Below are 14,034 nucleotides of genomic sequence, written 5' to 3' on the forward strand. Positions count from 1 at the left end.
GCCGAGGTCATGAGCACCCAGCGGCGAGGGCGGCGATCAACGGCCGAGGTCATGAGCACTGGGCGGCGATCAACGGCCGACGTCATGGGCACCCGGCAGCGAGGGTTGCGATGAGCGGCGGGCTGCTGGTGGCCGGCACCACCTCGGATGCGGGCAAGAGCATCGTCACGGCGGGCATCTGCCGCTGGCTGCACCGCCGGGGTGTGAAGGTCGCTCCGTTCAAGGCGCAGAACATGTCGAACAACTCGGTTGTCGTGGTCGGGCCGGACGGGCGCGGCGGGGAGATCGGCCGGGCGCAGGCGATGCAGGCGGCCGCGGCCGGGATCGGGCCCGACCTGCGGTTCAATCCGGTGCTGCTCAAGCCGGGCAGCGACCGGGAAAGCCAGGTGGTGCTGCTCGGCGAGGCGATCGACACGGTCACCGCGGGCAACTACCGCTCGATGAAACCCCGGCTGGCCGAGACCGCGTACGCCGCCCTGGACGGACTTCGCACCGAGTACGACGCGGTGATCTGCGAGGGCGCCGGCAGCCCGGCCGAGATCAATCTGCGCGACGGCGACTTCGTCAACATGGGGCTGGCCCGGCAGGCCGGCTTCCCGGCGATCGTGGTCGGCGACATCGACCGGGGCGGCGTGTTCGCGGCCTTCCTCGGCACGGTCGCCCTGCTCAGTCGTGAGGATCAGGCCCTGGTGGCCGGCTTCGTGATCAACAAGTTCCGGGGCAGCCTGGAGATCCTCCGGCCGGGCCTCGACATGATCACCGGCGTCACCGGCCGCCCGGTTCACGGCGTCCTGCCGTTCCACGAGGGAGTGTGGGTCGACGGCGAGGATTCCCTGGCGTACCACAATGTGATCGGGCGGGCCAAGAGTCCGAACGGGACCGAGTGGCTGCGGGTGGCGGTCATCCGGCTGCCACGGATCTCCAACGCCACCGACGCCGAGGCTCTGGCCTCCGAGCCCGGCGTCCGGGTGCATCTGACCACCGACCCGGCCGAGATCATCGACGCCGATCTGGTGGTCCTCCCGGGTTCGAAGGCGACCGTCACCGACCTGGCCTGGCTGCGCGACACGGGTCTGGCCGACGCGGTCCGCACCCACGCCGCCGCCGGGAAACCGCTGCTCGGCATCTGCGGCGGCTTCCAGATGCTGGCCGAGTCGATCCACGACGAGGTCGAGAGCCGCCGGGGAACCGTACGGGGGATGGGTCTTCTGCCCGTCGAAATCACCTTCGAGCGGGTCAAAACGCTCGCCCGCTCGTACGGTGCGGCCCTGGGTGCTCCGGTCAGCGGTTACGAGATCCACCACGGCGTCGTCACCAAGTCCAGTTCCACACCCTTGCTCCGGTACGCCGATGGCCGCCCCGAGGGTGCCGCGGAGGGTAACGTCTTCGGCACTCACTGGCACGGCGCCTTCGAGTCCGACGAGTTCCGCCGCCGGTTCCTCACCACGGCCGCGCGCCTGGCCGGCCGGTCCGGTTTCACCGTCGCTCCCGGCACGCGCTTTACGGCCGTACGGGAAAAGGCTCTTGATCTGCTGGGTGATCTCGTCGAGGAGCATCTCGACACCGGCGCGCTCTGGCGGTTGATCGAGGGCGGGCCGGGAGCCGACCTGCCGTTCCTGCCGCCCGGGGCCCCGACGAGTGCCTGAGCCGAGCTTTCGCGAGCTGGCCGGGCACGTGATGACCCGGAAGCCCCGCCTCGGGAGTACCCGCCTGATCGCCGTGGACGGGCCGAGTGGCGCGGGAAAGACCCGGTTCGCCGATCAGCTCGCCGCGGCGCTGAACTGCCCGGTCGTGCACACCGACGACCTGCTCAATGGCTGGGACGACCAGTTCACCTTCTGGACCCGGCTCGAAGAAAACGTGCTCGCTCCGCTGCGCGAGGGCGTGAGCGCCACCTACCGGCCCTACGACTGGGGCAAAGGCCAATTTTCCGGTACGCCGGTGACGGTGCCCGCCGGGGAAGTCGTCATGTTGGAGGGGGTGAGTGCCGCCCGGCGCGACATTCGTCCCGAACTGAGCCTGGCCGTCTTCGTCCACGCGCCCGCCGGACTTCGCTGGGAGCGCGCGATCACACGCGACGGGGACGACAGCCTTGCCTATCGGAAGTACCTTGAGCGCTGGCGGGCCGCCGAGAACCGGCACTTCGCCACCGACGAGACGGCCGCGCACGCCGACCTGATCGTCGACGGCGCGACATACGCCGCACCGGGCTATTTCTCGAAGGGGTAGGCATGACCGACGAAGAGAACCGCCCGGTCCGCCGGCGGATCACGCTGACCGGCATCAGCTCGCGGGCCTGGGAACACCCGGCCGATCGCGGCGCGCTGACCGCCCTGCGCGAACTGCGCGGCTTCGACGACGTGGTCAAGGCGTTCTTCGGCATGTGGAACGAGCGCGGCTTCCGGCTGCAGTACCTGGCCGGCTCGATCCGCGTCGACCACCGGCAGTACCCGCGGGTCTACCAGCGCTTCACCGAGGCCGCGACCACCCTCGACGTGGTCGAGCTGCCCGAGCTCTACGTCACTCAGGATCCCATCATCAACGGCTCCGCGATCGGCCTCGACAAGCCGTTCATCGTGATCACGACCGGGGCCGTCGAGCGGCTGGACGACGACGAGCTGCGCGCGATGCTCGGTCACGAGATCGGCCACGTCCGCAGCGGTCACGCCGTCTACAAGACGATCATGATGATTCTGACCCGCTGGGCCGCCAGCCTGAGCTGGCTGCCGGTCGGCGCGATCGCGCTGCGGGCGATCATCACGGCGATGTTCGAGTGGTGGCGCAAGGCAGAGCTCTCCGCCGACCGCGCCGGGCTGCTCGCCGGTCAGGATCCGGCCGCGTCCACGCGCCTGCTGATGAAGCTGGCCGGCGGCGGCGACCTGTCGCAGATCGACACCGCGGCCTTCCTCGAGCAGGCGGCGGAGTACGAGAGCGGCGGCGATCTGCGCGACAGCATCCACAAGATCGGCATGACGGCCTGGAGCACCCACCCCGTCCCCGTGGCCCGCGCCTCCGAACTGCGCAAGTGGGTCGACTCCGGGGCGTACGCGGAGATTCTCGGTGGCGACTACCCGCGCCGCGACGGCGACGGCGACGCCTCGATGGCCGACGACGTCAAGGCGGCCGCGAACTCCTACCGCGAGACCTTCAACAACTCGCAGGACCCGCTGGTCGGGCTTTTGCGCAAACTGGGCGACGGCGCGGCCGACCTGGCCGGATCCGCAGCTCGCGGCGCGCGCGGCTGGGTTGGCGACGCGTCCCGTCGCGGCCGCACGGACGGCACCGACTCCTGAACGACCCTTAGGATCACTCCTATGAGCTTGAGTGAGACCGATCTGCGTGCCGCTATCGCGCGGGAGATGCCCGGAGTCCGTGCCGACCTGGAAGGGCTGGTCCGCATTCCGGGCATCGCCTTCGAGGGCTTCGATCACTCCCACGTCGAGCGGTCGGCCGAGGCGGTGGCCGGGCTGCTGCGCGGCTGCGGGCTCGACACGCAGGTCGTCCGGCGTGGCGGCCAGCCCGCCGTGATCGGTCGCAAGGCCGCCCCGGCGGGCGCGCCTACCGTGCTGCTCTACGCCCATCACGACGTGCAGCCCGCGGGCGACGTGGCTCAGTGGGCCAGCGACCCGTTCGAGCCGGTCGAGCGGGACGGCCGGCTCTACGGCCGCGGCGCCGCCGACGACAAGGCCGGCGTGATGGCCCACGTGGCCGCGCTGCGGGCGTTCGGCGACCAGCTGCCGGTCGGCGTGGTCGTCTTCGTCGAGGGCGAGGAGGAGTACGGCTCCGATTCGCTCGACGCGATCCTCGAGGAGTTCCGCGAGGAACTGCGGTCCGACGTGATCGTCATCGCCGACTCCGGCAACTGGGACATCGGGCAGCCCGCCCTGACCACCTCGCTGCGCGGCCTGGTCAACCTGTTCGCCGAGGTCCGGGTGCTCAAGAGCGCGGTGCACAGCGGCATGTTCGGCGGTCCGGTGCCCGACGCGCTCACCACCCTCGCCCGCCTGCTCTCGACCCTGCACGACGACCGCGGCGAGGTCGCCGTCGACGGGCTGGTCGGCCGCGAGGGGGCCAGTGTGGACTATCCGGCCGACCGGTTCCGGCACGAGGCGGGCATGCTCGACGGCGTCGAACTGATCGGCAAGGGCTCGATCACCGACCGCATCTGGACCAAGCCGTCGATCTCGGTGCTCGGCGTCGATGCGCCGCGCACGTTCGAGGCGGCCAACGCCCTGCAGCCCACGGCCAAGGCGAAGATCAGCGTACGGCTGGCGCCCGGCGACGACCCCAAGTCGGCGTACGCGGCCGTCCGCGCTCACCTCGAGAAGCATGTGGCCTGGGGCGCGCAGGTCGAGGTGACCCTCGAGAGCGACGGCTCGCCCTGCGTGATCGACGCGACCGGTCCGGCGTACGAGGCCGCTCGCGCCGCCTTCCGTTCGGCGTGGGACGGCACTGCCCCGGTCGACATGGGCGTGGGTGGCTCGATCCCGTTCATCGCCACCTTCCAGGAACTGTTCCCGCAGGCCGCCATCCTGGTCACGGGCGTGGAAGATCCGTATTCGGGTGCACACGGCCCGAACGAGAGCCTGCACCTCGGCGAGTTCGAGCGCGTCTGCTTCGCCGAGGCCCTGCTCCTCAAGAACGTGGCGGAGACGTTGACTTCGAAGTAGGGAGCGGCCCATGGCCGAGCTGTCGTGTGACGTGCTGGTGGCGGGGGCCGGCCCGACCGGGCTGATGCTCGCCAACTGGCTGGCCAGACTCGGAGCCGCCGTGATCGTCGCGGACGGCAAGGAGGGGCCGACGCGCGAGTCGCGGGCCCTGGTCGTCCAGGCCCGCAGCCTCGAGATCTACGACCAGCTCGGCCTGCGCGATCAGGTGGTCGACGCCGCCCACCGCGCCGAGGCGGTCGCACCCGGCTTCCTCGACCGGGCCTTCGGGCGCATCCCGCTGGGCTCGCTCGGCGGCGAGCTGACGCCGTACCCGTTCATCGAGATCCTCGAACAGAGCCGCAACGAGGAGATCCTGTACGAGAACCTGCAGAAGCTCGGCGCCGACGTGCTCTGGGAGACGCCGGTGACGGCGGTCAAGCAGATCGAGGACGGCGTCGAGGCCAAGGTCGGCAACGACACCGTCCGCGCCCGCTTCTGCGTCGGTTGCGACGGGTCGAACTCGGCGGTCCGCAAGGCTCGGCGCATCCCGTTCGAGGGCGTCACCAACCCGCACCGCTTCTACGTCATCGATGCGCTGGGCGTCGGTGGCCTGGTGGAGAACGCGATCAACGTACGCCCGGGCCCGTCCGACTTCCTGCTCGGTTTCCCGATGCGCGGCCGGCACGCGTGGCGGCTGATCGGTCTCGTCCGCGACGACGACGGCGACGGGCAGCTCACCGAGGAGGACGTGCGCCCGAGGCTCAAGAACTTCGCGGTCACGTACGCCGAGTCGCGCTGGTTCGCGACGTACAAGGTGCACCACCGGGTGGCGGCGACGTTCCGTGACGGCCCGTTCTTCCTGGCCGGGGACGCCGCCCACGTGCACTCGCCGGTCGGCGGACAGGGCATGAACACCGGCCTGCAGGACGCGCACAACCTGGCCTTCAAGCTGGCCGACGTGCTGCAGGGCCGCCGCAAGGACGCCTGGCTCGACCGTTACGAGGCCGAGCGCCGCCCGGTGGCCCTCACGCTGGTCGCCACGACCGACCGGCTCTTCGGGGCGATCACCTCGCAGCGGCCGCTGCCCCGCGCGCTGCGCCGCGTCATCGTGCCGCTGGCCGCTCCGCTCGCCGTCCGTCTGGTGCCCCGCGCGCCGGGCGGCTCGCGGCTGTTCCAGTACGTCTCGCAGACCCGCATCCACTACCGGATGATGCCGGTGCGGGCCGCGGCCCGTGGGCGGCGCGATCCCGTCGTCGGGCGGCGGCTGCCCTGGAGCGGCGGCAACTTCGAGGTGCTCCGCGACCTGCGGTGGCAGATCCACGCGTACGGGGGAGTGGCCGCGGAGGACGTGCCCGACCTGGGCGTGGCCGTGCATCTGTTCCCCGCCGCGCCCGCCGCGACCGGCCTCGAACCGGACCGGCTCTATCTCGTGCGCCCCGACGGATTCGTCGCCGCCGAGGCCGAAGTGGGCGAGGCCGCCGAGCTGTTTCCGGCCCTGATGAGGGCCTGAGTGACGCTGCGTCTCGGGCGGCCCGTCACGCAGAGCAAACCGGTGCGGCCCGAGGTTTCGTCCTGTTAGGATATCGAACATGCGTTCGAATACTGCGTCTGCCTCGGTGTCCTTGGTGGTGCGGCCCAAGCTGGCCGGGCCGCGCAACTCGATCGATCGCCTGCGTTCTCACGACCGTCTCGAGGCCATCGCCCGGCTGCGCGCGGCCGTGCACGCCATGGACGAGGTCGACGTGGCCGACTGGGACGACGGCGCCCTCACCGACCACCTCGAGGAACTCTCGGCCACGCTCTGCGCCATCGACGCCCAGGTGGCCCGCGTGGCCGACGCGGTCCGCGCCCGGGGCTTCCGCATCTCCGAACCCCGGGCCGCCTGACCCGGTGCCCCCCGCCGCCACACCCCGATTGCCGTTCCTCTGCCGCGGCCGGAGTCGGTGGTGGAGGCGCAGGTCGGCGCGATCTTCGGGCCGAAAATGTCAGAGGGTCCTGCCAGGATGAGGGTGTGCGATTTCTGGATCTGGCGGCGACCTCGGCGGCCGTCGCGGCGACCTCCGGGCGCAAGGCGAAGGTCGAGTTGCTGGCCGACGCGCTGCGCAAACTCGACCCGGGCGAGATCGCGCCCGGCTCGGCCTATCTAGCCGGCGAGCTGCGGCAGCGACAGACCGGCGTGGGTTATGCCAGCCTGCGCGAGCGCCCCGCTCCGGCGGCCGAGCCCACGCTGACCGTGGCGGCGGTCGACGCGATGATCGCCGAGATCTCCGTGGTCGCCGGGGCCGGCTCCCAGGCCCGGCGGCGCGATCTGGTGGCGGCCCTGTTCGGTGCGGCCACAGCCGAGGAGCAGCGGCTTCTTGTCGGTTTGTTCAGCGGCGAGCTGCGGCAGGGCGCCCAGGCCGGGCTGCTCGCCGACGCCATCGCCAAGGCGGCCGAGGTGCCACTCACCGCCGTTCGCCGGGCGCTGCTGCTCTCCGGTGATCTCAAGCAGGTCGCCGTGGCCGCGCTGACCGGTGGCGCGGCCGCTCTGGCCGAGTTCAACCTGCGGGTCGGCACCCCGCTCACGCCGATGCTCGCCCAGAGCGCGCCCGACGTCGGCGCCGCGCTGCTGGCCACCGGCACGCCCGCGACCGTCGACGTGAAGCTCGACGGCATCCGCATCCAGGTGCACCGTTCCGGCGACGACGTGGCCGTCTTCACCCGCAGCCTCGACGACATCACCGCCCGCATGCCCGAGGTGGTCGAGGCGGTCCGCAAGCTGCCGCTGCGCGAGGTGGTGCTTGACGGCGAGGCGATGACGCTCGACGCCTCCGGCCGTCCCCGCCCGTTCCAGGAGACGTCGAGCCGGGCCGCCACCCGGGGAGCAGCCTCGGCCGCCCTGGTTCCGTTCTTCTTCGACGTGCTGCACCTCGACGGCGCCGACCTGCTCGACGAGCCGGGCCGGGTCCGCTGGCAGGCGCTGGCCGACGCGCTCCCGTCCGAGCTGATCGTCGGGCGCACGAGCGTGACCAGCGAGGAAGAGGCCGCGGCGGCCTTCGCCGCCGCACTGGCCGCGGGGCAGGAAGGCGTGGTGATCAAGGCGGCCGAGGCGCCCTACGACGTAGGCCGCCGCGGCTCGGCCTGGGTCAAGGTCAAGCCCCGGCACACGCTCGACCTCGTGGTCCTGGCCGTCGAGTGGGGGCACGGGCGGCGCAAGGGCTGGCTGTCCAACCTGCATCTGGGCGCCCGCGATCCGGAGTCGGGCGGCTTCGTCATGCTCGGCAAGACGTTCAAGGGCCTGACCGACGAGCTGCTGCGCTGGCAGACCGAACGCTTCCAGCAGCTGGCGACCGGCGACGACGGCTGGGTGGTGCGGGTGCGCCCCGAGCAGGTGGTCGAGATCGCCTTCGACGGCGTGCAGACCTCACCGCGCTATCCCGGCGGCGTCGCCCTCCGTTTTGCCCGGGTCCTCCGCTACCGCGACGACAAGCCGGCCGCCGAGGCCGACACAATCGACACGGTCCGCGCGATCGGAGGCCACGCCACACCCGAGTGAGAGAGCAATGCGGGCAATGTCGCGCGCGGAACCGGGCACACCCACGCCTCGCCGCGCGGGTCCGGTCAGTCCTGGTGCGGCCGGGGTCCGGTCAGTCCGGCTGCGGCCGGCCCGGACCGGCGGCCTCGCGGGCACGGTCAGCGTCCGACACGCGGTCACCCTGAGTGGCCGTCGCGGCAGCCCGCTCGCGGTCGGCTTCCGCAACGCGGTCACCAGCGGCAGCGCGGCGGCGGTCGGCCTCTTCCACGCGGTCACCGGTGGCGGCTGCGCGGCGGCGGTCGGCTTCCTCAACACGGTCACCTGTGGCTGCGCGGCGGCGGTCGGCTTCTTCTACCCGGTCACCTGTGGTTGCGCGGCGGCGGTCGGCTTCTTCTACCCGGTCGCCGCCGGGGGCGCGGGGGCGGTCGGTCGGGCGGGACGACGGTGAGCGTTCCGGGCCCGGGCCGTGGGCTTCCTTGCGGGCGTAATAGACGTATGCGCCCAGCGCCATCAGCGCGAACAACCACCACTGCACCGCATACCCCCCGTTCTGCCACGAGTCCTCGTGGTCGATCGGGATCCGCGTGAAGGCCGCGTCGGCGGCGGGCGTCTGGGTGGTGAGCAGCACGTAGGCGCCGTACACGGGGTAGGGCATCTCCGGGGCCAGCTTGGGCAGGGAGATCCGCCGCGTGTCCAGCCGCCCGTTGCGCCGCTCGATGGGTGCGGGTCGGCTTTCCGACAAGTGCACCTGGCCGACGACCGTGACCGGGCCGCTCGGCGCGGCGGGCACCACCGGAGCCGCGAGGGCCCCGCCGTCGGGCGCCGGCACCCAGCCCCGGTCGACCAGCACGGCCGTGCCGTCGTCGAGCACGAGCGGCGTGACGATCTCGAACCCGACGTCCCCGTCGACCGTGCGGCCTCGCGCCTGGATCTCGTGTGCCGGGTCATAACGCCCGCTCACTGTGACCTTCGTCCAGGCCAGGCTCTTGCCGGGGGCTTCGCCGGCCGCTCCGGGGCCGGTCGGCCGGGTCAGCACGGAGGTGAGCGGCACGGCGTCGACGGAATCGGCGGCGTCGATGCGATCGTTGATCGCGCTGCGTTCCTCGTAGCGCCGGAGCTGCCAGTTGCCGAGCATCACCATGACCACCGCCGCCGCCACGGCCAGCGCGGCTGCGGCGAGCCAGCGAGGGCTCAGCAGGAAGCGGTACACGCAACGAGGCTACCCGTCGCCCGGATGACCGCCGCCGGACCCGGGTACTGTCCCACTCCGGCAGTCGACAGCAGGCGATACACGCACCGGGAGAGTCATTGATGAGCGCCCAGCCCCGTCTGGTCGTGAGCGCCCCCGCCTCGGGGCACGGCAAGACCGCGATCGCGGTCGGCCTGCTCGCGGCGTGCGCGGCTCGGGGCATCCCGGCGGCCGGGTTCAAGGTCGGCCCGGATCACACCGATGCCGCCTATCTCGGGCTGGCCGCCGGTCGTCCCGGCCGCAACCTGGACCCGAGGCTGGTCGGCGCCCAGCGCATCGCTCCGCTTTTCCTGCACGGCTCGTCCGGCGCGCAGATCTCGGTGATCGAGGGCGCGATGGGCCTGTTCGACTCGCTCACCGGTCAGCCCGAGATCGACGGCACCGCCGCGGTCGCCGCCGTGCTGCACGCCCCGGTCGTGCTGGTGGTCGACGTCGCCGCGATGGGTCATTCGCTGGCCGCCCTGGTGCACGGCTTCCGCATGTTCGACGAGATGGTGCACCTGGGCGGGGTGATCCTCAACCGGGTGGCGTCGCCGCGTCACGAGCAGATGTTGCGTACGGCCCTCGACGACATCGGCATGCCGGTGCTCGGTGCGTTGCGTCGCGGCGAGCTGCCCAACGTGCTGCCCGCGCGGGCACACGGCCCGGTGCCGGTCGCCCACCGTACGGTCGAGGCGATCCGGGCCGTACGCCGCTTGGGCGAGACCGTCGGCGCCGGTCTCGATCTCGACCGCATCATGGCCCTCGCCGGCTCCGCGCCCGCGCTGCCCGGCCCGATCTGGACCCCGGGGGAGGCGGCCGGCGGCGAAGTGTTCGAGCAGCGCCCGGTGGTCGCGCTGGCCGGCGGGACCGGGGCGCCTTACACGTACGTCGAGACGGCCGAACTGCTCACCGCGGCCGGCGCCGACGTCGCCGTGGTCGACCCGCTGCGCGACGAGGGACTGCCGGCCGGCACCCGGGCGCTGGTCGTCGGGGGAGGGCTGCCCGAGGGGTACGCCGAGGAGTTGTCGGCCAACCGCCGCCTGTGCAACGCCGTCGCCCAGTTCGCCGCCGACGGCTGGCCGGTGATCGCCGAGGGCGTGGCGCTGCCGTGGCTCGGCCGCGATTTCGACGGCCGGCCGATGTGTGCCGTCCTCGACGCGTCCGCGGTGACCGGCGAGCAGACCGTGGCCGGCTATCGCGAGGCGACCGCGCCCGCCACCTCGCCGCTGGCCCCGGCCGGCGCGCGCATCACCGGTTACAAGCAGCACCGGGCGATCGTCACGCCGCGTGCGGGCGCCGTTCCGGCCTGGACCTGGTCGGGTGGCAACCCCGAGGGCTTCGTCTGGCGTCAGGTGCACGCCTCTCAGCTGGGCCTGCACTGGGCGGCCGCGCCCGAGATCGCCAAGCGGGTCGTGTCGGCGGCGATCGCCGGCCCCGCGCAGCTGTTGCCGCCCATTCCCGTACGCCCGGTGCCGCCGTTGCAGGCGCAACCCGTGCCGCAGCCCAGCCTCAACGACACGGTCGACATCACCACGTCTTGAAAAGTCCGGGCCGAAATTGCAAGATCGACATGCGGAAATGCAAGTCGCAGGGAAGCATCCGTGAAAACGCCCTTCAGCGAGCGGGAAACTGTCGTACCCCAGCCGTAACGTGGGGTTAACAGGTACGACGCGAAGGAGGATGGCCGTGGCCGATCGTGTTCCTCTGGATTTCGACCCTCCGGTCCGGGGTCTGCGGGCCCTTCTTCTCGGCATCGACGATGGCGAGTTGGCGAATCCCACACCCTGTCCCGGTTGGACCGTGGCCACCCTCCTCGATCATCTGATGGGCCTGTCCGTGGCGTTCACGCAGGCCGCCCACAAACGCGTCGGCGCGGCCGAGACCTCGTCGGCGCCCACCCCGTCCGCCCAGCGTCTGTCCCGCCACTGGCGCAGCCGCCTGCCCGTCCTGCTCGAAGACCTGTCCACCGCCTGGAAGGATCCGGCCGCCTGGACGGGCACCTCGCAGGCCGGCGGCGTCACGATGCCCGCCGCCGCGCTGGGCCACGTCGCGATGAACGAGTTGATCATGCATAGCTGGGATCTCGCTCGCGGCACCGGTCAGGAATACTTCGCCGACCCGCGCACCCTCGAGGTCCTGATCGAGTTTCTGTCCGAGGGGCCGGCCGAGGGCACGCCGGGCTTGTTCGGCCCGGCCGTGCCCACCGACGACGAGGCCACCCTGCTCGACCAGGCTCTGGCCTTGGCCGGCCGCGACGCCAACTGGCGCCCACCACCCCGCCGCCGCCCGGCAGCGGCGTAAGGCGGCCACCGGCACAGAGACGGCACGCGGGCCTCAGTCGCGCTCGTTGTCCTGTCCGTTGTCGCGATCCCGGTCGCGGTCTCGGTCCTGGTCTTGGTCCTGGTCGCGGTCCCGATCCTGACCCCGGTCGCGGTCGCGCCAGCGGGAGACGAGGTCGTCCGAGGGCGGGGTGAACTTCGCCTTCGGCTGGCCCTTGAGGGCGTCCTTCAACGTCTCGGCCACGGTGAACTTGGAGGTGGTCGACCGGTTCGAGCCGACGTTCATCTCCGGGTTGTCCGGGTCGGCCACGAAGGCCGCTGCCGCCAGCTGGGGCGTGAAGCCGCAGAACCAGGCGCTCTTGTTGCTGTCGGTGGTGCCGCTCTTGCCGGCCACCGGACGCCGCAGCGTGCCGTAGACCATCTCGGAGGTGCCCCAGCCGCCGCAGCTGCCGCGGGCCGCGCCGTATCCGGTCACGCATCGGGCCGCGTCGGTGGCCGCGCGGGCGACGTCGGGGCTGACCGCGCGGTGGCAGCGCGGCGCCGCGATCACCTTCCCCTTGTACGTCGCGTCCTTCCCGTCCCGGTTCTTGATCGCCCGTACGGGAAGGGGCTCGCAGTAGTTGCCCTCGGCGGCCAGCGTGGCGAAGACGTTGGCCATCTCGATCGGCGTGACGTCGCTGACGCCCAGCGTGAACGCGCCCCACCCGTCGGCGTGCTCGGGCGAGGCCAGCCGGCGGTCGATGTCCGTACGCCACCGCAGGCCCAGCCGCTCGGCCATCCGGACCGCCTTGTCCGCCCCGACCTTCTGCTCGAGCTGCACGAAGTAGGTGTTGACCGACTTGCCGAACCCGCTCCACATGGTCTGGTCGCCGGTCATCGAGGCCGTCGAGTTCTTCGGGCACCAGTGCACGCCGCAGGTCGCCGGCCCGGGCGCGGTGATGTATTTCGAGTAGAACCGCTGCGGGCTGTAGTACGACGTGCTCAGCGGCATGCCCTCGTCGAGCGCGGCCAGCATCGTGAAGATCTTGAACGTCGATCCGGCCTGGTAGCCGGCCATCGTGCCCCCGCCGAGCAGCGGGTTCACCGTGTTCGGATAGTTGCCCTTGGCGTGGCGGTAGCGGCTGTGCTTCTCGTTGTTCTTCTGGTCGAGCGAGTAGCGCCGGTTGACCGCCATGCTCACCACCCGCCCGGTGTTGGGCTCGATGATGACCTGGCCGTGCGCGATCCGGCTGCGCCGCTTCTCCTTGTCGAGGATGTGCTCCATCGCCGACGCCTGGACCTTGGGGTCGATCGAGGTGATGATCCGGTAGCCGCCGCGGCGCAGGTTCTCCTCGCGTTCCATCGGGCTGCGGCCGAACGCGGGCTGCTCCTTCCACCACGACTTCAGGTAGTCGCAGAAGAAGCCCCAGTCGTTGCGCTTGTCGGCGATGCTGATGCAGTCGTTCGGCGGCGAGCTGAGCTTCAGCTTGATCGGCTCGCGCTTGGCCGCGGACGCCTGCGATGGCGTGATCGACTTGATCTTGAGCATCTGGTCGATCACGTAGTTGCGCCGGCTGGTCGCGGCCTGCCGGTCCTGGGTCGCCGGGTCATAGGCCGAGGGCGCCTTGACCAGGCCGGCCAGCAGGGCGGCCTCGTTCAGGTCCAGGTCCCGCGGCAGCTTCGAGAAGAAGACCTGAGAGGCGGCGAAGATCCCGTACGCCCGGTGGCCGTAGTACGCCGCGTTGAGGTAGCGCTCCAGGATCTCCTGTTTCGGCATGCGCTTCTCGAGCTCGATGGCCATCCGCATCTCGCGCAGTTTGCGCTGGGTGGTCTGCTCGGTGGCCTCCAGCGCCTCCTTCGGCGTCTGCGCGCCGTCCCGCAGCGCCATCCGGACGTACTGCATGGTCAGCGTGGAAGCGCCCTGCGACACCCCGCCGGCCTTCTGGTTGGCCACGAACGCGCGGGCCACGCCCTTGGCGTCCACGCCGTTGTGCTCGTAGAAGCGGGTGTCCTCGGAGGCGACGATCGCCTGGGTGATGTACGGCGACATGTCGGCGATGTCGATCGGCTTCCGGTGTTCTTCGTAGAACATCGTCAGCAGAGTCTTGCCGTCCTTGGCGTACACGTAGGTGGTCTGGGCGGTCGGCACCTCGATCAGCTCTTCGGGTAGGCCCTGAAGTGCCTCGGTGCCCGCCTTGACGCCGAGTCCGGCGAGAGCGGCTAGGGGGTAGGCGAGACCGGCGATCACGAGACCCGCGATCAGGCCGGCACGGACGAGGGGTGCGACTTTTCCGGCTGCCACCATATGAAGGTATGACAAAGACCTTCATATCCGCACGGATCGGCCGAAAGTAAGACGCCGAACGGGTCGGGCATGCTGAG

General features: G+C 71.3%; 10 protein-coding genes and 1 pseudogene. 9 read left to right on the forward strand and 2 right to left on the reverse strand.

Features of this window, described 5'->3' with window-relative positions; translation table 11 throughout:
- Positions 1-110 precede the first annotated feature (110 nt).
- The 7 genes from ACZ3I4_RS35975 to ACZ3I4_RS36005 all read left to right on the forward strand — a co-directional run bounded on the left by ACZ3I4_RS35975 (position 111) and on the right by ACZ3I4_RS36005 (position 8,184).
- Positions 111-1,646, forward strand: coding sequence for a cobyric acid synthase (locus ACZ3I4_RS35975; RefSeq protein ID WP_465386552.1), 1,536 nt, complete (start codon positions 111-113; stop codon positions 1,644-1,646).
- Complete coding sequence (locus tag ACZ3I4_RS35980) at positions 1,639-2,229, forward strand: uridine kinase family protein (RefSeq protein WP_465386553.1); 591 nt, start codon at positions 1,639-1,641, stop codon at positions 2,227-2,229. Before ACZ3I4_RS35975 ends, ACZ3I4_RS35980 begins: the two co-directional genes overlap by 8 nt.
- A gap of 2 nt (positions 2,230-2,231) precedes the next feature.
- Entirely contained in the window at positions 2,232-3,293 is a 1,062-nt protein-coding gene (locus tag ACZ3I4_RS35985; RefSeq protein ID WP_465386554.1) for a M48 family metallopeptidase, read from the forward strand.
- A 21-nt stretch (positions 3,294-3,314) separates the two neighbouring features.
- Positions 3,315-4,670, forward strand: coding sequence for a M20/M25/M40 family metallo-hydrolase (locus tag ACZ3I4_RS35990; protein ID WP_465386555.1), 1,356 nt, complete (start codon positions 3,315-3,317; stop codon positions 4,668-4,670).
- A 10-nt stretch (positions 4,671-4,680) separates the two neighbouring features.
- Positions 4,681-6,159 carry an FAD-dependent monooxygenase gene (locus ACZ3I4_RS35995; protein ID WP_465386556.1) on the forward strand — a complete coding sequence of 493 codons (1,479 nt, stop codon included), beginning with the start codon at positions 4,681-4,683 and terminating at the stop codon, positions 6,157-6,159.
- A 79-nt stretch (positions 6,160-6,238) separates the two neighbouring features.
- Positions 6,239-6,535, forward strand: a complete 297-nt coding sequence (locus ACZ3I4_RS36000) for a hypothetical protein (protein ID WP_465386557.1) — start codon at positions 6,239-6,241, stop codon at positions 6,533-6,535.
- A gap of 125 nt (positions 6,536-6,660) precedes the next feature.
- Positions 6,661-8,184, forward strand: a complete 1,524-nt coding sequence (locus ACZ3I4_RS36005; protein WP_465386558.1) for an ATP-dependent DNA ligase — start codon at positions 6,661-6,663, stop codon at positions 8,182-8,184.
- 400 nt (positions 8,185-8,584) lie between these two features.
- On the opposite strand, the pseudogene ACZ3I4_RS36010 reads toward ACZ3I4_RS36005, so the two are convergent.
- Positions 8,585-9,373 (reverse strand): annotated as a pseudogene (locus tag ACZ3I4_RS36010) (SURF1 family cytochrome oxidase biogenesis protein); the annotation flags it as partial.
- A gap of 101 nt (positions 9,374-9,474) precedes the next feature.
- Here ACZ3I4_RS36010 and ACZ3I4_RS36015 point away from each other — a divergent pair.
- Positions 9,475-10,935: a cobyrinate a,c-diamide synthase gene (locus ACZ3I4_RS36015; protein ID WP_465386559.1), complete on the forward strand. Its 1,461-nt coding sequence runs from the start codon at positions 9,475-9,477 to the stop codon at positions 10,933-10,935.
- Positions 10,936-11,080: 145 nt separating this feature from the next.
- Positions 11,081-11,695, forward strand: coding sequence for a TIGR03086 family metal-binding protein (locus ACZ3I4_RS36020; RefSeq protein WP_465386560.1), 615 nt, complete (start codon positions 11,081-11,083; stop codon positions 11,693-11,695).
- Positions 11,696-11,728: 33 nt separating this feature from the next.
- Here the strand turns inward: ACZ3I4_RS36020 and ACZ3I4_RS36025 are convergent, their stop codons facing one another.
- Positions 11,729-13,972 carry a transglycosylase domain-containing protein gene (locus ACZ3I4_RS36025; protein WP_465386561.1) on the reverse strand — a complete coding sequence of 748 codons (2,244 nt, stop codon included), beginning with the start codon at positions 13,970-13,972 and terminating at the stop codon, positions 11,729-11,731.
- Positions 13,973-14,034 lie beyond the last annotated feature (62 nt).

The sequence above is a fragment of the Actinoplanes sp. NPDC021490 genome (assembly GCF_055562135.1).

Coding starts and splice junctions, on each gene's coding strand:
- ACZ3I4_RS36000 (WP_465386557.1), top strand. CDS start 6,239: ATGCGTTCGAATACTGCGTCTGCCTCGGTGTCCTTGGTGGTGCGGCCC.
- ACZ3I4_RS35985 (WP_465386554.1), top strand. CDS start 2,232: ATGACCGACGAAGAGAACCGCCCGGTCCGCCGGCGGATCACGCTGACC.
- ACZ3I4_RS35990 (WP_465386555.1), top strand. CDS start 3,315: ATGAGCTTGAGTGAGACCGATCTGCGTGCCGCTATCGCGCGGGAGATG.
- ACZ3I4_RS35975 (WP_465386552.1), top strand. CDS start 111: ATGAGCGGCGGGCTGCTGGTGGCCGGCACCACCTCGGATGCGGGCAAG.
- ACZ3I4_RS36015 (WP_465386559.1), top strand. CDS start 9,475: ATGAGCGCCCAGCCCCGTCTGGTCGTGAGCGCCCCCGCCTCGGGGCAC.
- ACZ3I4_RS35995 (WP_465386556.1), top strand. CDS start 4,681: ATGGCCGAGCTGTCGTGTGACGTGCTGGTGGCGGGGGCCGGCCCGACC.